Here is a 21,512-nt window from a genome sequence, read left to right on the forward strand (position 1 = left end):
GCCAGTTACTTCGCCTTATCCGACAGTAACTCCACCTCATCCGACAGTTACTCCGCTTTATCCGACAGTAACCCGTTAGCAAAATCCACTTTACCCCCGCGGCACCTCGATTATCACGGCATCGCCCTGGCCGCCGCCTGAGCAAATCGCGGCAATCCCGATTCCGCCGCCGCGGCGTTTTAATTCATTCATCAAGGTGATGATGATCCGTGCCCCGCTTGCGCCGATTGGGTGCCCTAATGCAACCGCACCGCCATTGACATTGACCTTTTCCGGATCAAGGCCGGCGATTTTTTCGCTTGCCAATGCCACTGCGGCAAAGGCTTCATTAATTTCAAACAAATCGACTTCATCCAAGTTCCGTCCTGTTTTTCGTAAAAGTTCATTAATGACAAGTCCCGGTGTTTGCGGGAAATCCTTCGCTTCTACCGCAATCGCAGCATGACCGAGAATGACAGCCCCTACTTCACGGCCTTCACGAACTGCACGCTCTTCACTCATGAGCACAAGGGCGGCCGCACCGTCATTGACCCCAGGGGCATTGCCTGCGGTGATCGTTCCCGTGGAATTAAAGACAGGTGCCAATTTTGTTAACCGTTCTAAAGAAGTATCCTTCCGCGGGCCCTCATCCTCTGAAACAACGACCGGTGCACCTTTTCGCTGCGGCACTTCAACAGGCACAATTTCCTCCGCCAAATTCCCGCTCTCCATCGCAGCAATTGCCCGGACATGGCTGCGCAATGCCCACTCATCCTGCGCCGCGCGAGAAATCTCTAGCTCTTCCGCCGCCCCGTTGCCGTATGTGCCCATGTGAACGCCGGTAAAGCTGCAGCTCAAGCCGTCATGGATCATTAAATCCTTCACGGAAGAATCACCCATTCTGAAGCCCCATCTTGCTTTTGGTAAAATATACGGCGCGTTGCTCATTGATTCCATGCCACCTGCAACAATCACTTCCTCATCGCCGGCGCGAATGATTTGATCAGCCAACGTCACACTGCGCATCCCCGAGGCACAAACCTTATTAATTGTTTCTGTTTTCACTTCCCATGGCAGACCAGCGTGCCTTGCTGCTTGGCGGGACGGGATTTGCCCCTGTCCCCCTTGTAAAACCGTCCCAAGAATGACTTCCCCCACCTCTTCAGGCTTCACACCAGCGCGTACCAATGCCTCTTTCACAGCAATTCCTCCAAGCTGTGAAGCAGTTAGGCTGCTCAATCCTCCGCCTAATTTACCAAATGGCGTTCTAACCCCGCTTAAAATAACCGTTTTCCCCATCTAAAACACTCCCCTTTTCCCAATATTCAGTCATGTATTTTTAAAAAAATTTTTCGCATTGACTGAACGCTCGCTCAATATTTAGCGAAAAATGAAACGCCAGCTTCCTGCCAACGCCCTTTAAACAAAAGAGTGAATGTAAGCGTTTTAATCCCTACATCCTATTTTACATAAAAAATAGCAGAAGTTGATATGTTTTACACAAAATTTTAAAATTTTATGAAAAATCTCAACCTCCGCTAATGTCAATTTTTTAAGAAGCCACAACCTCAGGGACACCGCAAACTGCTTTTTCAAGTAATTCAGCCACATCGTAGGTTGAAACCTTTTCCTCAACTTCTTTTGCCTTTGTTCCGTCTGACAGCATCGTTAAGCAGTACGGACATGCCGAGCTGATGACGCTGGAGTTTGTTTCAAGCGCTTGTTCTGTACGAGCCACATTGATCCGCGAACCTGTGTCTTCTTCCATCCACATCAAACCACCGCCTGCGCCACAGCACATCGCCTTATCACGGTTCCGTTCCATTTCCACAAGCTTCACGCCTGGAATCGCCTTTAAAATCTCCCGCGGCGGATCGTACACATCATTGTAGCGGCCTAAGTAACAAGAATCATGGAAGGTAATCGTTTCGTTTACCGCATGCTTCGGAACAAGCATGCCACCCTTAACCAACTCATACAGAATTTCCGTATGGTGGAACACTTCGACACCCTCCAAGCCGAAATCAGGGTATTCATTTTTAAAAATATTGTAGGCATGCGGGTCGGTCGTGATAATTTTCTTCACGCCGGCCTTCTCAAATTCCTCAATATTTTTCACCGCTAGATCCTGGAATAAGAATTCGTTTCCGAGACGGCGGGCCGTATCTCCAGAGTTCTTTTCCTTGTTACCAAGGATGGCAAACTTCACGCCGGCTTCATTCATCAATTTTGCAAAAGAAAGGGCGATCTTCTGGCTGCGGTTGTCGTAAGAACCCATCGCACCAACCCAGAATAAGTATTCGAACTCTTCTCCTGCCTTGTTCATTTCCTTCACAGTTGGTACATGAACGTCCTCGCGAAGCTCACGCCAGTTTTCGCGCTCCTTGCGGTTTAAGCCCCATGGATTGCCTTGGCGCTCAATATTGGTCATCGCCCGCTGTGCATCTGGATTCATTTTTCCTTCGGTTAACACTAGGTAACGGCGAAGATCGATAATTTTTTCCACATGCTCATTCATCACCGGACATTGGTCTTCACAGTTACGGCACGTTGTACATGCCCAAATTTCTTCTTCCGTAATAACGTCGCCAATTAGGCTTGGACTATATGCAGACGCTGCAGCAGATTCCTGTGCACCCTGCCCGGCAGCAGCTAACGCAATTTGATTTCCTTTTGTGTTCGCAAATGCAAATGTCGGTACCCATGGCTGTTTCGAGGTAACCGAAGCACCGTAATGTGTCAGATGGTCACGCATTTTTACGATTAAATCCATTGGTGACAGCATTTTTCCTGTTCCGGAAGCTGGACACATGTTAGTACAGCGGCCGCATTCCACGCAGGCGTAGAAATCAACCATTTGCAGCTGGGTGAAGTCTTCAATTTTTCCAACCCCGAAGGATTCTTGCGATTCATCTTCAAAATCAATTTTGGAGAGTTTGCCCGGTTTTTCTAAACGGTTTAGGTAGACGTTTGCCGGCCCGGCGATTAAGTGGGCGTGCTTTCCTTGCGGCACATACACTAAGAAGGACAGCAAGAATAGTAAGTGCATCCACCAAGCAACATAGAACACAGTAATGGAGGCGGTTTCATTTATCCATGAAAATGCGAGCGAAATAACGGATGCCACCGGCTCTGACCAGGTTGGATCTTCTCCGTGCCAGATGATGCCCATGCCATTTCCGAGTAAGACGGAAATCATTAAGCCGCCGATAAAAATTAACACAAGGCCAGATTTAAAGCCGCGCTTTAAGCGGACAAGTTTTTCAATGTAACGGCGGTAGAATGCCCAAACTACTGCTACTAAGATGGTTAAGGTGACAATCTCCTGGAAAAAAGTAAACGCTGGATACAGCGGTCCAAGCGGCAGGTGTGCCCCTGGTTTAATCCCTTTAATAATGAAATCAATGGCACCAAATTGAACGAGCAGGAAGCCATAAAAGAACATAACGTGGATTGCGCCACTCTTTTTATCCTTTAACAGCTTTTTTTGCCCAAATACCATTACCCAAATTTTACCCAGTCGTTCTTTCACATTGTTGTCAAAGTCAGTCTTTTTCCCGAGTTTGATAAATTGGATCCGTGTTTTCACAACATACACAAACAGACTGACAGCGTAAGCGGTTACAGCTAAAAACGCAATGAGGTTAACCCATAGAAGACCATTCATTTAAAAACGCCCCTTTCCTTGTTCTCCAAACCCCTTTTTTGTAAGTTGTAGAAAATAATAAATTTTCTGACTTATACTTATCTCTATTATATAATGAATGAGCATTCAGTCAACCAATTTTTTATAAGAATCGTTCGACTTATAGAAATAGCAGGTCTCGGTAACACTAACAAAACTGAATGGGGGAAAAACTGGCAATGAAATGGGTACTCATTTTGGGCGGACTTGTCCTTCTCATCATTATATGGCTTGTGATTGATTTTAGATTGGGACGAAAGAAGCATCTTTCAGTGGCGGACAGCAAGGAAACCCCCATCCTCCACGGCGAATTTGAAATTTTTACGCACGGCAAGGAATTATTCCACGATTATTTCAGCACAATCCGGGGAGCAAAGAGACATATCCATGTACTCTTTTACATTGTGAAGGATGATGCGATCAGCCAGGAATTCTTCGCCCTTTTAAAAGAAAAGGCGCGGGAAGGAATCGAAGTTCGGCTCTTGCTCGACCGGCTTGGCAGCTGGAAGATTAAGAAGCAGGTGGTAGCGGCATTACGGGAAGCGGGCATCCAATTTGCGTTTAGTAATCGAATTAAGCTTCCTTTCCCCTTTTATTCCGCGCAGGTACGAAACCACCGCAAAATTTCGATTATTGACGGGGAAATCGGCTACCTCGGCGGCTATAATATCGGCAAAGAGTATATTGACGGGGATCCATTGCTTAGCCCGTGGCGTGATTATCATGTAAGAATTACCGGTGAGAGCGTGAATTTTTTGCAGAGTATATTTTTGATTGATTGGAACGAGTATGCGGGGGAGGAGTTGATGGGGCGGCCAGTTTATTTTCCGAAATTGCCAAAGGGTGTGGTTCGCCATCGATTTATTGCGACAGAGGCGGGGCAGCTTGAGGAGAATTTTATAAGACTTATTCGGAATGCTGAACATTCGATCCTCATTGGCACCCCTTACTTTATTCCTAGTGCGGCTATTTTTACAGAACTGCTGGCGGTGCGGCGGCGCGGTGTCAGTGTCACCGTCATTGTCCCTTTTACGGCGGACCACCTTCTGGTTCAGGAGGCTTCATTTCGCTATTTACGAAGGCTCCTTGCGGCTGGCGCGGCGGTTTACCAATATAAAAAAGGTTTTTATCATGCCAAAACCATCGTGATTGATGATAAAGTTTGCGATATAGGTACCGCCAATTTTGACCGGCGCAGCTTATTTTTAAACAAAGAAATCAATTGCTACATCTATGACCCTGCCCTCATTGAACGCGTTAAGGCCGTAATTGAAAAAGACATCCTCGACTCAGAGCCGCTGTCATTGGCGGAATTGAATAAACCAAACATTGGCAGGTCAATGAAAGAAGGCATCGCAGCAGCTGTTTCAAATTTCCTATAAACCGCTCGTGTCCACTCAGGGCGGACACTGTCCACGAAGGGTGTCAGGCACCATGTGAAAATTTCACATGGTGCCTGACACCCAATAGAAAAGAGTCCCCGAACCTTTTCGGAGACTCTTTTCTATTCTTCTATTAAGTTAAGTACGGGAACGTCGTGTTCATTCTCCGGGTCCTTCTTAGCATAAATCCGCGCCATTTTTGTGGCTTCATCCACGTGTTGAATAATCACAGGGGTACCATCATACGTGACATTAATGATTTCAGCGGATTCGGCGATTTCCTTTGCTCTTCCTACGTTCATCCGATCGGCTCACTCCTCACTTCAATATCTATCATTACTATTTGTATTTTTTTAGATGATATTCATTTTTAAGGACTGTTTTTGCAAAAAATAGATACCCACCATTCTCTTTCCACCCTAACTAGAAAACCCCCTTTTCATTAAAAGGGGGGAAAGCCAATGTGTTACATTTTTTCCGGAGCGGAAACGCCAATCAACGCCAAGGCGTTCTTTAACGAAATCTGTACTGTTTTCACTAGCCCGAGGCGCGCCTTAGTCCGTTCCGGCTGCTCAGGGTCTAACACTTTTTCCGCATTGTAAAAACTATGGAAGGTTGAGGCTAATTCAAAAATATAATTGGTAATCCGGTGCGGCACACGCTTCACGGCAGCCTCACCAACCGCCGACGGGAACTCACCCAGCTTTTTCAATAAGTCAATTTCCTTTTCAGTCAATGCCGCTAATGAAAAATCAGCCCCGGCATCTACCTTCAACCCTTGCTCTTCACCGGCACGCAAAATACTGCAAATCCGGGCATGGGCGTACTGGGCATAATAAACCGGATTCTCATTCGATTCCGACACCGCCAAATCCAAATCAAAATCCATATGCGTATCAGATGATCGCATGGCGAAGAAATAACGGGTCGCATCGAGGCCAACCTCATCGACCAAATCACGCATCGTGACGGCCTTTCCAGTCCGCTTACTCATCTTCATCTTCTCGCCATTTTTATAAAGATGAACCAGCTGGATAATCTCCACCTCAAGCGCCTCGCGGTCATACCCAAGGGCCTGAATCGCCGCCTTCATCCGTGGAATATAGCCATGGTGATCGGCACCCCAAATATTAATCAACTTTTCAAAGCCGCGCTCCAGCTTGTCCTTGTGGTAGGCGATATCCGGTGTCAAATACGTATATGACCCATCCTGTTTAATCAGCACGCGGTCTTTATCGTCGCCAAAATCCGTCGAACGCAGCCACGTCGCGCCGTCCAACTCATACACATAGCCGCTCGCACGTAGTGCCGCCAACGCCTCATCAATTTTTCCATTTTTATAAAGCGAGGTTTCCGAATACCAGATATCAAAACCGACACGGAAATCTTCAAGATCCCGCTTTAATTTTTCCATTTCAACTTTCAACCCGTACTCACGGAAAAATTCAAACCGCTCCACGTCCGGCACTTTCACATACTGATCGCCATACTCCTCGGCCAGCGTTTTTCCAATGCCGATAATATCGGCCCCATGATAGCCATCCTCCGGCATGTCTTTCTCCATTCCAAGTGCTTGGAAATAACGAGCCTCAACCGACAATGCCAAGTTATTAATCTGATTCCCAGCATCATTAATATAGTACTCGCGGGAAACATCATAGCCCGCCTTCGCTAAAATATTACTGAGTGAATCGCCGACCGCCGCACCGCGGGCATGGCCTAGGTGCAGGTCACCGGTCGGATTGGCCGACACAAACTCAATCTGGATTTTCTGGCCGCCGCCAACAGTTGTCGAGCCATACTGATCCCCAGCATCCAGGATGGTCGGAATCAAGTCGGTCAGGTAACTATTATTCATATAAAAATTAATGAACCCCGGCCCGGCCAGCTCAATTTTTTCTATTGATGCCTTGGAGCGATCGAATTTTTCTACCAACGCCTCTGCAATCATCCTCGGTGCCTTCTTCGCCACCCGTGCCAGCTGCATCGCCATATTTGTAGAGTAGTCACCGTGTGCCTTCTCCTTCGGTGTCTCTAAGATGACATCGGGAATCTGCTCCTCAGCCGCAAGTCCCGCCTTCAATACCGCAGCACGGATTTCTTCCTTTATTTTCGTTTGAACCTGTTCCACTATATTCATTTATGATCCTCCTGAAAGCTAATTTCTAAATGATATGTACCGCTAGGCGAGCCCTTCATCGTAAAGTCGTAGACAATGTCTATTAGACCCTCTGACTGCGTGATCCTGTGCGCATGCGTCATTGTTTCGAACGTACCAAACGGCATTTCATAGCTGCCTTGCTGCATTTTATGTAAACGAAACGGGAGCCGCATTTTCACCGCGCCGCCCCGTAAGATCAGCGCCTCATCCTTTGCTACCTTTACAATCGTACGAACCGTTCCTTCCTCGAGGACCTCCTCATATTGAAGAAACGAAGCTTGATTCTTTTGATAGTATCGTCCAAACACGACGAGTTCAAATGTCTCATCATCATTTATTGTCGTTTTTACGTTAATTTTCACCGGTATTTCATGGTTTGCCAAGCAGTATTGCACTTCCTTTTTCATTTCCTTTTCACGCATACTTTTTCTATTATAAACATAGTTACGATGCAAATCAAAAGATGCCCGCCCCACAATGGGACAGGCATTTTACAACATACCAATAGTACAAAGGGTGTCAGGCACCAATTTCCTATTTTACCCAGCCAAGGAGCATTTCACGTAACAGTTTGCTTGCGGTGTTGGCTGTTTGTTCGGATGGGTCGTAAATTGGTGCTACTTCGACTAGGTCGCCGCCAACTACGTTTACCTCTGAACGAGCAATCGCATGAATCGATGCAAGCAGCTCTTTTGACGTAATGCCGCCGCAATCGACTGTACCTGTTCCTGGCGCATGGGCCGGGTCAAGGACGTCGATATCGATCGTTACATATACCGGACGACCGGCAAGCGTTGGCAGGATTTCCTTTAATGGCTCCAGTACTTCAAATTTTGAAATATGCATGCCATTTTCCTTTGCCCACTGGAATTCTTCCTTCATCCCTGAACGAATTCCGAAAGAATAGACATTTTCAGGGCCAATATGCTCAGCAATTTTGCGAATCGGTGTCGAGTGTGACAACGGCTCACCTTCATAGTTCTCACGCAAATCGGTATGCGCATCAAAATGAATAATTGCTAAATCCGGATATTTTTTAAAAACGGACTTCATGACAGGCCAGGATACGAGATGCTCGCCACCCATGCCAAGCGGAAACTTGCCAGCTGCCAGAATTTGATCAACAAACTCCTCGATTAAATCGAGGCTGCGCTGCGCATTTCCGAATGGCAGCGGAATATCACCGGCATCGAAATATTTAACCTCTTCCAGTTCACGGTCAAGGTAGGCACTGTACTCCTCAAGTCCAATCGACACCTCGCGGATCCGTGCTGGGCCAAATCGTGATCCCGGGCGGTAGCTCACCGTCCAATCCATTGGCATCCCGTACAACACAACCTGACTCTCTTCAAAATTCGGGTGGCTCTTAATAAACACATTCCCCGAATATGCCTCATCAAAACGCATCCATATTTCCCCTTTCGTTCACGGGGTCTGACCCCCATTAAAAATTACTTCACTAAATCGCCAACAAACTTCGGCAATACGAAAGCTGCTTTGTGAAGTTCTTTTGTGTAGTATTTTGTTTCAATTTCGTGGAAACGGTCTTCCTCAACTGCTAATGGATCGTATTTTTTCGAACCGATTGTGAATGCCCATAAGCCACTTGGATATGTTGGAATATTAGCTACATACAAACGGGTAATCGGAAAAATTTCCTTCACGTCGCGCTGCACATTGCGAATTAAATCCGCTTTAAACCATGGGTTGTCCGACTGGGCAACGAAAATGCCGTCCTCTTTTAATGCTTTAGAAATCCCCGCATAAAAGCCCTTTGTAAAAAGATTAACCGCAGGACCCACCGGTTCAGTAGAATCAACCATGATCACATCATACTGATTGTCGCTCTCCGCAATATGCATGAAGCCATCGCCCACCTGCACGTCCACACGCTCGTCCTCAAGCCAGCCGGCAATTTCTGGTAAAAATTTCTTCGAATACTCGATTACTTTTCCATCAATATCCACAAGTGTCGCCTTTTTCACACTTGGGTGCTTTAACACTTCACGAATCACGCCGCCGTCACCACCGCCGACAACAAGGACATTCTCAGGGTTCGGGTGCGTGAATAACGGTACATGCGCCACCATTTCATGGTAAACGAACTCATCTTTAACAGATGTCATGACCATGTCGTCCAATAACAGCATGTTTCCCCACTCTTCTGTTTCAATCATATCCAGCTTTTGAAATTCCGTTTGCTCTGTATGTAAGGTTTTATTTACTTTCATTGTAATCCCAAAATTTTCGGTTTGTTTTTCTGTAAACCAAATTGTCATCTTGCATCTTCCTTCCTTTTTTAGGGGTCAGTTCCCCATTGCTTTAACGCGCTGTCCTATCGGGGGTCTGACCCCCAAAGGTTTTTCATTTTTATACTACCCAACCTATTGAAATACAACCAGAAAAAAAAGTCTAGCAAAATTTTTTAATTACGTTTAAAAAGACTCTATTTTTTCAATACTATTACTATCTATTTTTTTAAAAACTGGAAAAACTGGGTGGTGAATATAGTGGAAATCATGACTGATCAAGGGTTTCGGAAGACCGTTAAATATTTGCGTGCGATTATTATCATCAGTTTGATAGGCATGATTTGTATGCTCATTCTCCTCGGCGGCATTCTCGGCTATGCCAAAATTCTGGGCGCCCCGCCGCTTGCCGTGCCGCAATCGACCCTATTTTTTGCCGACGATGGCACCTTGATGGGCGAGAGTAATAGCGGGCAAAAGCGCTATTGGGTCGGACTCAAGGATATTTCACCGGATTTGGTGAATGCGACCGTCTCGATCGAAGATAAAAATTTTTACGAGCATCATGGCTTTGATTATAAACGAATTGCCGGTGCGGTTATTGCCGATGTGAAAGCCTTGGCCAAAGTTCAAGGGGCCAGCACGATCACCCAGCAATACGCGCGAAACCTGTTTCTCGAACACGACAAAACGTGGAAACGAAAGCTGACTGAGGCCTTTTATACGATCCGTCTTGAAATGAACTATTCAAAGCAGGAAATTCTCGAAGGCTATATAAATACTATCTACTATGGCAACGGTGCTTACGGTGTCGAAGCAGCCAGCCAATATTATTTTGGAAAAAAAGCAGCCGACTTAACCCTCGCCGAAGCGAGTATGCTTGCAGGCATTCCGAAGGGGCCTGGCATTTATTCACCGCTTGCATCGATGGAAAAAGCAAAAACTCGTCAGGCGATTATTTTACAAACCATGGTGAAAAACGGCTATATTAGCAAAAAAGACGCACAAACCGCCGCCAATAAGCCGCTTACTTTAGTGGGTGTCCACACAACACAAAGGGTAAAAGTAGCACCGTATTTTCAAGATGCAGTAAAAAATGCGCTGAAAAATCAATTACATTTGGATGACCGCACGATTGCCCTCGGCGGTTTAAAGGTTTTTACAACACTTAACCTAAAACAGCAGGAAGCAGCGGAACACCAGGTCAATAACTATGTCGACGACTCCTCGGAAATTCAAGCCGGCATGGTGGCAATGGATCCGAAAAACGGCTATGTCAAAGCCATGGTCGGCGGCCGGGACTATGATAAAAGTCCGTTTAACCGCGCTGTTCAGGCGATTAGGCAGCCGGGCTCGACCATCAAGCCCTTGCTGTATTACGCTGCCCTTGAGCAAGGCTTTACCCCGTCATCGACGATGCGAAGCGAATTCACGACCTTTCATTTTGACGACGGCCAAGCTGATTATACACCGCATAACTTTAACAACAAGTATGCTGACGGCGAGGTGACACTCGCCCAGGCACTTGCCGTTTCCGATAATATTTTCGCCGTCAAAACGCATTTATTTTTAGGAGAAGAAGCGTTAATTGAAACAGCGAAGAAATTTGGCCTTTCCACCAAAATGGCCAAGGTTCCGTCGCTGGCACTGGGAACTTCCGGTGTGCGCGTAATTGAAATGGCGGGTGCCTACAGCCTTTTAGCCAACGGCGGGAAACGGGTCAACCCAACATTAATTACAAGAGTAGAAGACTATAATGGCAAAATTATTTTTGAAAAAGAAAATGCTGCGAAAAAGGTGCTGGACCCGGCGAAGGCATTTGTGATGACGCAAATGCTGACAGGGGTTTTCGATTCGAAGCTAAATGGCTATGCCAAGGTGACCGGAAGCACGATTATGAAGGATATTACCCGTCCATACGCAGGCAAATCAGGCTCAACAGAAACGGATAGCTGGATGATCGGCTACTCACCGCAGCTCGTGACCGCGGTTTGGGCGGGCTATGATATGGGAAAACCACTTGAAGTGACGGCGGAAAAAACGTACGCCAAGAAAATTTGGGTCAATTTTATGGAGGAAGCGCTGCAAGGGAAACCCGTCAAGGCATTTAAACCGCCGAAAGTCGGGGTTGTCGGCGTGTACGTGAATCCGGCAAATGGCAAGCTAGCGACAAAAGATTGCCCTGTCCGCCGGCAAACCTATTTTGTTGCCGGTACCGAACCTACAGAATATTGCACCGACCACTTAATGAATACCAATCAATCCCCGGCAAAACATCGGGATTCTAAAAAGGTACCTTGGTATAAGAAAATTATGCCTTGGGGCTAGAAAAGTGCAAGCGCCCTGGTCAGCGGCGTATGGCCTCCTCGAAAAAGCTAACGCTTTTTCTTCGTGCGATGCATATGCTGCCGAAGCTTTCCTTGTGGAGCGCTCCAACTGAGATAAAGGAAACACGGTGAGCGTAACGAACCGATGTTGACTTATCGTAGGGCGGAGTGCGAAGGACACTAGCCGCTAGGGCGCTGAAGCTGGACAATTCTCATTAAAATGGAAAAAGCTCCGGATTGCTCCGGAGCCTTTTCCTGTCCTAGTTTTACAGTGTTCTCACACTGAATATAATACTACCTATTTTTCAAAAAAACTACAAGTGATTCTACACTTTATTTTTTCAAAAAAACTTTATTGCTTCGGACTCCGGTTCATTTATTCCGCCAATAACCCTTTTTTCAATTCATCCGTGGAATTATTCCATAGTGTTTCATTATGCCCACGTAAGAATGCGGCCAGCACCTTTTTCGACTTTGCATCCATTTCCTCGACGATAATATGGCGCTTCAGTGATTTATCCATGCGGTTGACGTGCTCCGGCAGCGATTTGTAGCCGCGGCGAATCTCACGGTCGACCGTCATATAACAGGCAGTCACACCGGCATAATAAGGGCCTTCCGGTTTGCGGTCAATTGTTACCCACACGAGCCAATACGGTTTCCCATTTGGAACCTCTTCTTTTGTTTTTAAAAATTTGATTCCTTTTTCGACGACACTGCGGGCATGCATTGCCCCGACATCAATTTCCGCTTCCCCGGCATCGACATCAATAATTACCGGAGAGACATTGTCAAGGCTGAGTACCCCCTTGCCATACCCTTTGTGGCCATCAGTCGGGTCACTTTTTATAATATTAAAACCAAGTTTTTTCTTCTTTTCTTCCATTGATGGTGCAGGCCTCCTTTAAAAAAATAAATTATAAACGAAATCACCAATTAATTTCCAAATCCAAGGAATGACGACCTGGAACATAGGCTGGATGGTGAAGCGGCTTAATGGTGTAATCACTATAATAAGAAAGATTAACGTCCCATATTGTTCAAATTGCGTCATTTTTGCCCGAAGACGATTGGGGGCCAAATCTTCAACAATCCTGTAGCCGTCAAGCGGCGGGAGCGGAAGCAGGTTGAAAATAAACAACACAATATTGAGCTGGATAAATATTTCCAGAAAATCATAAAAATTGTCTGATGCCGTGACACCGAACCGGGTTAATCCGTAGGCAACACTGAAGCCAATGACCGACAAAACGAGATTGCTCAGCGGCCCGGCAACGGAAACAAGGATACCGGCTAAGCGCGGCTTTTTAAAAAGGAAACGATTGACCGGCACCGGACGGGCCCAGCCAAAACCGGCGATCAGAATTAAAATCGTTCCGAACGGATCCAAATGCTTGATAGGATTTAACGTTAACCGCCCTTGTTTTTTCGCTGTATCATCACCGAATTTATAAGCAACATAGGCATGGGCAAATTCGTGGAATGTAAACGCAAAAATCAGCGTAATCGCAACATAGGGAATCATCCTTAGCGGATAGGCAAGAAATTGTTCCAATGGCGTTTCTCCTCTCATAAAAGGGGGGTCAAGACAAAACCGACTCTATCTCTAATTCCTTATAGTATACATGAAACCTCTCCTAAAAAGAAAATCAAATGTGCTTTCCGCGGCATCGGTATTGCACTTTTCATTTGTTTATGGAAAACTAACATGTAGTTATGTTAAAAGGAGGAAATTGGACATGCCATATGTAACAGTAAAAATGCTTGAGGGACGTTCTGAAGAACAAAAGCGGGCATTAGTAGAGAAAGTAACTACCGCCGTCAGCGAAACAACAGGAGCGCCGGAAGCAAACATCACCGTCTTCATCGAAGAAATGAGCAAAAACCACTACGCCGTAGGCGGCATCCGCGCCAGCGACAAATAAACATCTAAATGGTGGAAATGGTGTTAATAGTGTTAATAGTGTTAATAGTGTCAACGGTGTCAGGCACCATGTGAATTCTTCACATGGTGCCTGACACCGTTTCTACGTTTTCCATGTTAGAATCTTATTTCATCTTTTGGCTGGTCGATTTTTATTTTTTCTAGTTCTAGTTTCATTTTTTCGGTTTCGATTAAATAGTTTTGGTGTTTTAGTTTTTCCAGCTCAATTTGATCTTTAATCATTTCGTTCTTTATTTTAGACTGTTTCTCTAAATGAGTCGTAATAATTCCGGCTAAGGGTATGATTAAAAAAATACTAACCAAAATAACTGTCACCGTACTCCCGCCTTTCTCATATATCCATTGTACAAATTATAACAAATATTCAAAAAGTATAAAGGGTGTTTTCCTTTTATAACCAACAAAAAACCGCCTGTTTTTTCTAAGCGGTTTTACATTTTAGTTTTATTGAATTTTCGCTTTCAAGATTTCTATATATTTGTAGGCCTCATCAATTTCCGCTTCTGTATAGCGCTGGCTGCTTTTCAAGGTAAATACCTTGTTCGCGACTTCTTCCTTTGCAAGATTATCAAAATATAAAACGGTCGAAACAAGTTCAAGGAATCTAGCATTTTGCCCATTCATATCGGTTAAGCAATCCGTCAAATATGGCATCTCTACTTCATTCAAGCTTAAAAACTCTTTCCCCGTTTCCGTCAGCGTGTAGCGATATTGAAAATAGCCGCCCTTTTTCTCTTTTACCTCATTCAGAAACCCCATATTGCACAGCTCTTCCACTCTCGTCGTCAATTCCTCCGAATAAGGGCCGTAAAAATGAAACTGAAACCGTTCGTGAAAAGGAAACTCAATCTTCTTTGCAATATAAATCATCTTTTGCAGTTTTTTTCTCCCGGTAATCTCACCGGAAACAAGAATCGCCTTCATCAGCTTCGCATGATCTTTTAACAACATTCGTCATCTCCTACTCCATTGCATTCAGTGTCATATAAGGGCATTATTTATGTTAGAAAGGGTGTCAGGCACCAATACCACTATTTCCACCTAATATATATCTGATTTATATCTCTAAAAGGGCACGTATTTGTTGTTTGATTTCTTTTTGATTCATCTCATCTTCGAGGAAGTCGGCTGGGTAGTAGAGCTTATGGTCGGTTCTTCTCTTTCCCGATATCGCATCGACAATTTCAGATTCACGTGAGAGCTCGCGCAATTCTCCATTTTTCATTAGTAAGTGAATCGGCAGCCTTTCCTCTTCTTCACCAGGGCGGTAAAAGTCATATGGCAAATCTGACGAAGAATCAACAACTAAGTAATACTCAGGATCAATCCCTGCCTTTTCGAACAGCCTTGTCAATTCCGCTAGCTTTTTGTATTCCTTCGCTGGGTCAAATTCCGCATATTTAAAGAGATTGCGATTAACAAAGCGCCGGCAAAGGTCACTTAAAATAGGGTCAGCTTCTTCCTGCCAGCTTTGAAAATAATATAAAATGACGGATTCATCCAATTTTAAATAGTCTTCTAATGTCACCTGTTCATGAAAGAGGGACGTAAAATGGATGGGTTCATATTTAAATGCATAGTTTTCTTCAAATAACCGCTTCGCACGGTGAAGGATTTTTGTCAAAATCACCTCAGCACTGCGGGAAACGGGATGAAAATAGACCTGCCAATACATCTGATATCTGCTCATAATATAATCTTCCACCGCATGCATACCGCTCTTTTTGATGACAACCTGGTCTTCGCGCGGCCGCATCACGCGGAGGATTCGCTCCATATCAAATTGGCCGTAGCTGACACCGGTAAAATAGGCGTCCCGCTGCAAATAATCCATCCGATCAGCGTCAATTTGACTGGAAATCAAGCTGACAACCAGCTTTTTCTCTGATGTTTTCGCAATTACCTCGGCAACTTGCGATGGGAAATCTGAGCTCACCTTCAAAAGCACCTTATTCACTTCGGTATCTCCCAAGATAATCGCACGGGTTAAGTCTTCGTGGTCAAAGTCAAACACTTTTTCAAAGGAATGGGAGAACGGGCCATGTCCTAGATCATGGAGAAGAGCGGCACACAGCGTCAGCAGGCGTTCATCGTCGCTCCATTCCGGCCTTCCCGCAAACACATCATCGATGATGCGGCGGACAATTTCATAGACGCCGAGAGAATGGTTGAAGCGGCTGTGTTCAGCGCCGTGGAAGGTCAAAAAGGTGGTTCCCAGCTGCTTGATTCGGCGCAGCCGCTGAAACTCCTTCGTTCCAATTAAATCCCAAATCACCAGGTCGCGTACATGGACATAACGGTGGACGGGATCTTTAAACACTTTTTCTTCAGTTAACTTTTCCGCCGAATATTGCATCAATTTCCCTCTTCCTAGTATTTCCTACTATTATATCCCAAAATCACCCAGTCTTCAGCAAAATTCTGCAGTATTTTTCGACATTAGCGGTACCTAAGCGGTACAGTAACGGTGCCTGACACCATAACCCCTATCTATGGATAAGAAAGGGTGTCAGGCACCATTTACAACCTAAAATTAAAAATCACCTTACATATGTTAGCAAAGGTGATTATTTGATCTTTTTATTTACTTTCTCCATTAATTCCTCTTCCGTTAGGGCCGCGACTGGGCGGTTGTTCACGAAGGCGAATGTCTTTTTCCGGCCGGGGCCGCAATAGGACTGGCAGCCAATTTTGATTTCGGCATCCGGATCGATTTCTTTCAAACGAGGGATCAATGTCTTTAAATTCACGGCCTGGCAATCATCGCAAACACGAAATTCGTTGGACATCTAATACAACCCTTTCTACGGTCAATCTAGTATATAGCAGCCATTTTATCCAACATACCTAAATGTAAGTTATTGAAAAAACAACTGTTCATTCAACGTTTTAACTCCATTGGTATTTTACATTTTCTTTTTTCCTAATGCAAGTTGCAATCTTTAGCAACTATGTCAGAAACCATCATAGCCTACCTAAATCTTTTAGTTAAAAAATCTACTATCCTTTCATTCATTTTGGTATAAAGCCTGAAAAACTTGTCCATCCTATGACTAGAGCTTTTAAAAAAAACGCCAGAAATATGCTTGGCAAATTAATCGCACATTATTTTAGGGAGTTGAAACATATGAAAGTACGTCAAGATGCATGGACAGATGAGAATGATTTGCTTTTGGCTGAAACTGTCCTTCGGCATGTGAGAGAAGGCAGCACCCAGCTGAATGCCTTCGAAGAGGTTGGGGACAAGCTTAACCGCACCTCTGCTGCCTGTGGATTCAGATGGAACGCCGTTGTCCGTCACACCTATGAAAAAGCATTACAGTTAGCCAAAAAGCAGCGGAAACAAAGACAAAGAGTGTTAGGTAAGGATCAAGGTGGCAAGAAAAAACTGCTTTACAGTCCACCAGTTACAGGCTCAACAGAATTCGAGGCACTGCCACAGTTCCAGATGGAAATGCCTGTAGATGCAGCTGCACCAGTTGAAATGCTTGATATACCTGACATGACAACAGAAATAGCCGCTGAAACCTATGTGAAACCAGCCGCTCAAGCTCAGTCTCAGGCGCAGATACAAACCCAAGTTCAATCATACAGACCGTCTGCCACTGGTGCCATTTCCCTGGATTCTGTTATTTCTTACTTACAAAACTTTCATCATGCCAATCTGCAAAATGAAGCATTAAAAAGTGAGAATGAAAGATTGAAAAGAGAAATGGCAGAGTTACGAAAGCAAAACGAGGAAATGTCCGCAAAGATAGCTGGACTCGAACAGAATTCCGAAACCATTCAAGAAGATTACGAGACCCTAATGAAAATTATGAACCGCGCTCGCAAGCTTGTGTTATTTGAAGAAGAGGAAAGACCTGCAACTAAATTCAAAATGGATCGCAACGGGAATTTAGAAAAAGTAGCAGAGTAAGAAAAGCGGAAGCGCCCGTTTAGCGGCGTATGGACTGGAGCGCTTCGACTGAGATAAAGGAAGGCAATGGGAGAAGAGACAGTAGCAGCATCTTACTATAGAAAAGCCGTGAACCAATCAATGGTTCACGGCTTTTTTACATATCAACAATCTTTTCATTCCGATCAATGACCCGTTGAACATATCCGGGAAATAATTCAAGCTCGTACTCGTTCAGCTGCCCCGCAGCCAACAAGTCACTATTCGCCTTTAACTGCCGCAAGAGCCGCAGCATGACATCGGCTATCGAAAAAGGTGTTCCGAGCAATTCTGACAGGGAGGCCATCACCTCAGGAACTATTTCCGGGTAAACAAATTTCGTTTGTTCATCTCTTTTGGCCAGCCCGTAAAATTTCCGCACTAACTCGGCACGGCCCTGACCGCTCCCATTCACACAGAGATAAATCTGAACCGCTACCCCTTTTTTGAGACGACGCTGGGAAATGCCGGCAAACTTTTTCCCGCCAATACTAAGATCATAGCTTCCCGGGCAATAAGAGCCGACGATTTCTCGAGCTTCGATTTGCTGCTGCGGAAAATCAGCAAACATCTGTTGGATCAACTGCCACATCACATCATAGCCGCGGTTGATATCGATGCCTTTTTCAGATTCCGGAAAAATTAACGAGATATTCAGGACGCCTTCATCAAGGACGACCGCTAAACCGCCGGAATTTCGGACAATCACCTGATAGCCCTCATTTTGAAAAAATTGAACACCATCCTGCAAAAATGGAAGTCTCGTATCCTGAATCCCAAGGACAATCGTATTATGGTGCACCCACGTCCGCGCTGTCGCAGGGGCTTCACCCGCCCCGACCGAGGCACATAAGGTATCATCGGTTCCAAATGATTGTAATGCCTGAAAATGAATACCGACCGCGGATTGGTCAATAATCCGCCACTCTGGCTGCCGCAATAAACCTTCCATGCTGAAAACCCCTTAAAAATAATACCCTCATTTTATCATAAAAAAAGAAGCCAGCCCAACACACAGAGCCAGCTCCAACTTACAAACTTATAACCCTTGCGCCGCGGTAATTAACGCAAGCTTGTACACATCTTCTTCATTACAGCCGCGGGATAGGTCGTTCACCGGTGCGTTTAACCCTTGTAAAATCGGGCCAACCGCCTCGAATCCGCCTAAGCGCTGGGCAATTTTATAACCGATGTTACCGGCTTCAAGGCTAGGGAAGATAAATACGTTCGCATCCCCTTGCAGCACGGAACCTGGTGCCTTACTTTTTGCTACTGAAGGCACAAATGCGGCGTCAAACTGAAATTCTCCGTCTAACACTAGAGAAGCATCGCGGCGTTTTGCCTCTGCCACCGCCTCAACGACTCTTTCAGTCTCAGGCGATTTCGCTGACCCCTTCGTAGAAAAACTCAACATCGCAATCCGCGGCTCGATATCGAACATCTCTGCTGTCTTCGCACTTTCAATCGCGATTTCCGCTAAATCACTGCTGTCCGGAGCAATATTAATCGCACAGTCGGCGAACACATATTTTTCATCCTCACGAACCATGATAAAGACGCCGGACGTTTTCTTCACGCCAGCTTTTGTTTTAATAATTTGCAATGCCGGGCGAACCGTATCAGCAGTCGAATGGGCCGCACCGCTCACCAAGCCATGTGCTTTATTTAAATACACTAACATCGTGCCAAAATAGTTTTCATCCAGCAAGATTTTGCGGGCATCCTCTTCCGTTGCTTTCCCTTTGCGGCGCTCAACAAACGCTGCGACCAATTCATCCATTCCCGCATAACTCGAAGGATCATAGATTTCCGCTGCTTCTAATGAAACACCTACTTCCGCAGCTTTTGCCTGCACTTGTTCAATGTTACCAATCAAAATCGGTGTGATTAATCTTTCCGCAGCCAGACGGCCGGCTGCACGGACAATCCGCTCGTCCAATCCTTCCGGAAAAACAATTCGCAAATCACGTCCCGAAATTTTCTGTTTTAAACCTTCAAATAAATCACTCACGACAATATCCTCCCTTAAAAAGCTTCCACTACAAGCATACTTTACCGTGGTAAAAATTCAAGCCACGAGCGCATTAGACAGCGTTTTCACCTAAATGTTTTTCTTTTCAAAAAATTACACTCACCCTTTTACTATTACCCTTTTTTTAAAAAACTATCCACTTACCGTAAGTCGAGTGTTTAGAAAGGCGTCGCTTGGTCAAACTATGTTATAGTTATCGGTGAATGATTATTTAGGAGTGATACTAATGAGTGAAGCAGCACAAACGCTTGAGGGCTGGTATTGCCTTCATGATTTCCGTACCGTTGATTGGACAACTTGGAAAATGCTTTCCAGCGACGAACGCCAAACCGCCATTCACGAGTTTTTAAGTCTCGTTGAAAAATGGAACCAGACTGGGGAACAGAAAAAAGGCAGCCATGCCTTATATACAATCGTTGGTCAAAAGGCTGATTTTATGATGATGATCCTTCGTCCAACAATGGAAGAGCTAAATGAAATTGAAACCGAATTCAATAAAACCAAATTAGCAGAATTCACGATTCCGGCTCATTCCTATGTTTCGGTAGTAGAGCTCAGCAACTACCTGCCAGCAGGGGAAGATCCATACCAAAATCCGCAAATCTTAGCTCGACTTTACCCAGCGCTGCCTAAAACCAAGCATGTTTGCTTCTACCCAATGGACAAGCGCCGTCAGGGCGATGATAATTGGTACATGCTGCCGATGGAAGATCGCCGCAGCATGATGCGCAGCCACGGAATGATCGGCCGTACATATGCAGGAAAAGTCAAGCAAATCATTACCGGCTCCGTCGGCTTTGACGATTACGAATGGGGCGTTACCCTGTTTGCTGAAGATGCCCTGCAATTTAAAAAGCTTATTTACGAAATGCGTTTTGACGAAGTGAGCGCCCGCTACGGCGAATTCGGAGCTTTCTTTGTTGGTAATCTTTTAGAAGAAGAACGCGTTGCCAAATTTCTACACGTCTAATGGTCAAAAGCAAAAAAGTTCCCAGCCGATACTGGGAGCTTTTTTTTATTCAAGTCATATATTCGGACTTTCCCTCATAGTAATAAAACAGCGAGTCTCAAGGTTAGCCCCCATTAACAGAAAGGACTTTTATTCTAGGATGCAGTCACCTTTTTGGGCTTTGGGGAGTATGAATAGAAAGTTGGGCCATTCGTAATTATTCATTTTAGGAGGGAAAATGATGAGCCAATATTATAATCAACAAGGGTTTCAACCCTATACTGGTGCAGCCGGACAGCAGGGCGCTCAGCCAATCGCCGGCGGCGGCGGGCAGGGTTTTATGCCTCCGCAGCAAGGCTTTCCGCAATTTCCACCAGCGGGAGCCGGCGCAGTTCCAAGGCCGCCTGTTGGCGGCGGCCAGGTACAAGGCATGCTGCCCATTGAGCAGTCATACATCGAAAACATTCTGCGGTTGAACAAAGGGAAACTTGTCACTGTCTTCGCCACCTTTGAAGGAAACAGTCAGTGGAATGCTAAAGAATTTAAGGGAATCATTGAAGCAGCAGGAAGAGATCACGTCATCCTAAGTGACCCGCAACAAGGCACGCGTTTTCTCATCCCGATGGTGGCTGTCGATTACATTACCTTTTCGGAGGAAATCGAGTATGAACCTACATTTGGGGGCGCCCCGTCATTAGGTACTTACCCGCCAAGATAAAAAGACACAAGAAAACACCAATTGGCCGCCAATTGGTGTTTATTTTTTTTAAAAAAGAAAGTATAAATTTCTACTTCGAGAATTGTCTAGCTCCAGCGCCCTAGCGGCTAGTGTCCTTCGCTCTCCGCCCTACGATAAGTCAACATCG

General features: G+C 45.3%; 21 protein-coding genes. 6 read left to right on the top strand and 15 right to left on the bottom strand.

Going from position 1 to position 21,512, the window contains the following annotated elements; all coding sequences use genetic code 11:
- Positions 1–90 precede the first annotated feature (90 nt).
- Positions 91–1,278: an acetyl-CoA C-acetyltransferase gene (locus BABA_RS22000; RefSeq protein ID WP_007087457.1), complete on the bottom strand. Its 1,188-nt coding sequence runs from the start codon at positions 1,276–1,278 to the stop codon at positions 91–93.
- Between the two features lie 253 nt (positions 1,279–1,531).
- Complete coding sequence (locus BABA_RS22005; protein ID WP_007087458.1) at positions 1,532–3,646, bottom strand: (Fe-S)-binding protein; 2,115 nt, start codon at positions 3,644–3,646, stop codon at positions 1,532–1,534.
- Positions 3,647–3,843: 197 nt separating this feature from the next.
- Between BABA_RS22005 and cls the strand changes: the two genes are divergently transcribed.
- Positions 3,844–5,046 carry a cardiolipin synthase gene (gene cls, locus BABA_RS22010; RefSeq protein ID WP_007087459.1) on the top strand — a complete coding sequence of 401 codons (1,203 nt, stop codon included), beginning with the start codon at positions 3,844–3,846 and terminating at the stop codon, positions 5,044–5,046.
- 122 nt (positions 5,047–5,168) lie between these two features.
- On the opposite strand, the gene BABA_RS22015 is transcribed toward cls, so the two are convergent.
- From BABA_RS22015 to speE, 5 genes are all read right to left on the bottom strand, one after another.
- Positions 5,169–5,348, bottom strand: a complete 180-nt coding sequence (locus BABA_RS22015) for an H-type small acid-soluble spore protein (protein WP_007087460.1) — start codon at positions 5,346–5,348, stop codon at positions 5,169–5,171.
- Positions 5,349–5,512: 164 nt separating this feature from the next.
- On the bottom strand, positions 5,513–7,186 hold the full coding sequence (gene argS, locus BABA_RS22020) for an arginine--tRNA ligase (RefSeq protein WP_007087461.1): 1,674 nt from the start codon (positions 7,184–7,186) through the stop codon (positions 5,513–5,515).
- The gene (locus BABA_RS22025; protein WP_007087462.1) at positions 7,183–7,662 is read right to left on the bottom strand and encodes a YwiB family protein; all 480 of its coding nucleotides are present in this window, start codon (positions 7,660–7,662) and stop codon (positions 7,183–7,185) included. The genes argS and BABA_RS22025 overlap by 4 nt, the downstream gene beginning before the upstream one ends.
- Positions 7,663–7,741: 79 nt before the next feature.
- Positions 7,742–8,614: an agmatinase gene (speB, locus tag BABA_RS22030; RefSeq protein WP_007087463.1), complete on the bottom strand. Its 873-nt coding sequence runs from the start codon at positions 8,612–8,614 to the stop codon at positions 7,742–7,744.
- 44 nt (positions 8,615–8,658) lie between these two features.
- Positions 8,659–9,486, bottom strand: coding sequence for a spermidine synthase (speE, locus tag BABA_RS22035; protein WP_007087464.1), 828 nt, complete (start codon positions 9,484–9,486; stop codon positions 8,659–8,661).
- Positions 9,487–9,717: 231 nt separating this feature from the next.
- On the opposite strand from speE, the gene BABA_RS22040 reads away from it, so the two are divergent.
- Entirely contained in the window at positions 9,718–11,784 is a 2,067-nt protein-coding gene (locus BABA_RS22040; protein WP_007087465.1) for a transglycosylase domain-containing protein, read from the top strand.
- Between the two features lie 375 nt (positions 11,785–12,159).
- On the opposite strand, the gene BABA_RS22045 is transcribed toward BABA_RS22040, so the two are convergent.
- Together BABA_RS22045 and BABA_RS22050 are read right to left on the bottom strand one after the other, a co-directional pair.
- Complete coding sequence (locus BABA_RS22045) at positions 12,160–12,669, bottom strand: YwhD family protein (protein WP_007087466.1); 510 nt, start codon at positions 12,667–12,669, stop codon at positions 12,160–12,162.
- A gap of 18 nt (positions 12,670–12,687) precedes the next feature.
- Entirely contained in the window at positions 12,688–13,338 is a 651-nt protein-coding gene (locus BABA_RS22050; protein ID WP_007087467.1) for a site-2 protease family protein, read from the bottom strand.
- A gap of 184 nt (positions 13,339–13,522) precedes the next feature.
- On the opposite strand from BABA_RS22050, the gene BABA_RS28190 reads away from it, so the two are divergent.
- Positions 13,523–13,708, top strand: a complete 186-nt coding sequence (locus BABA_RS28190) for a 2-hydroxymuconate tautomerase (protein WP_007087468.1) — start codon at positions 13,523–13,525, stop codon at positions 13,706–13,708.
- Between the two features lie 116 nt (positions 13,709–13,824).
- Here BABA_RS28190 and BABA_RS22060 read toward each other — a convergent pair whose 3' ends face one another.
- The 4 genes from BABA_RS22060 to BABA_RS22075 form a co-directional block, all read right to left on the bottom strand.
- Positions 13,825–14,043, bottom strand: a complete 219-nt coding sequence (locus tag BABA_RS22060; protein WP_007087469.1) for a hypothetical protein — start codon at positions 14,041–14,043, stop codon at positions 13,825–13,827.
- A 129-nt stretch (positions 14,044–14,172) separates the two neighbouring features.
- Positions 14,173–14,676: a YwgA family protein gene (locus BABA_RS22065; RefSeq protein WP_007087470.1), complete on the bottom strand. Its 504-nt coding sequence runs from the start codon at positions 14,674–14,676 to the stop codon at positions 14,173–14,175.
- A gap of 109 nt (positions 14,677–14,785) precedes the next feature.
- A complete protein-coding gene (locus tag BABA_RS22070) occupies positions 14,786–16,084 on the bottom strand; it encodes an HD domain-containing protein (protein WP_007087471.1) in 1,299 nt (432 codons plus the stop codon).
- Between the two features lie 211 nt (positions 16,085–16,295).
- The gene (locus tag BABA_RS22075) at positions 16,296–16,517 is read right to left on the bottom strand and encodes a YuzB family protein (RefSeq protein ID WP_007087472.1); all 222 of its coding nucleotides are present in this window, start codon (positions 16,515–16,517) and stop codon (positions 16,296–16,298) included.
- Positions 16,518–16,855: 338 nt separating this feature from the next.
- On the opposite strand from BABA_RS22075, the gene BABA_RS22080 reads away from it, so the two are divergent.
- Complete coding sequence (locus BABA_RS22080) at positions 16,856–17,647, top strand: RsfA family transcriptional regulator (protein WP_007087473.1); 792 nt, start codon at positions 16,856–16,858, stop codon at positions 17,645–17,647.
- Positions 17,648–17,783: 136 nt separating this feature from the next.
- Here the strand turns inward: BABA_RS22080 and lipL are convergent, their stop codons facing one another.
- Complete coding sequence (gene lipL, locus BABA_RS22085) at positions 17,784–18,617, bottom strand: octanoyl-[GcvH]:protein N-octanoyltransferase (RefSeq protein WP_007087474.1); 834 nt, start codon at positions 18,615–18,617, stop codon at positions 17,784–17,786.
- An 87-nt stretch (positions 18,618–18,704) separates the two neighbouring features.
- Positions 18,705–19,676, bottom strand: a complete 972-nt coding sequence (gene pta / locus BABA_RS22090) for a phosphate acetyltransferase (RefSeq protein ID WP_007087475.1) — start codon at positions 19,674–19,676, stop codon at positions 18,705–18,707.
- A 247-nt stretch (positions 19,677–19,923) separates the two neighbouring features.
- Between pta and hemQ the strand changes: the two genes are divergently transcribed.
- Positions 19,924–20,667 carry a hydrogen peroxide-dependent heme synthase gene (gene hemQ, locus BABA_RS22095; RefSeq protein WP_007087476.1) on the top strand — a complete coding sequence of 248 codons (744 nt, stop codon included), beginning with the start codon at positions 19,924–19,926 and terminating at the stop codon, positions 20,665–20,667.
- 220 nt (positions 20,668–20,887) lie between these two features.
- Positions 20,888–21,364 (top strand): spore coat protein GerQ, encoded by a 477-nt coding sequence (gene gerQ / locus BABA_RS22100; RefSeq protein ID WP_007087477.1) that lies wholly within the window; start codon positions 20,888–20,890, stop codon positions 21,362–21,364.
- Positions 21,365–21,512: the final 148 nt, after the last annotated feature.

This window comes from Neobacillus bataviensis LMG 21833 (assembly GCF_000307875.1).
GTDB lineage: Bacteria > Bacillota > Bacilli > Bacillales > Cytobacillaceae > Neobacillus > Neobacillus bataviensis.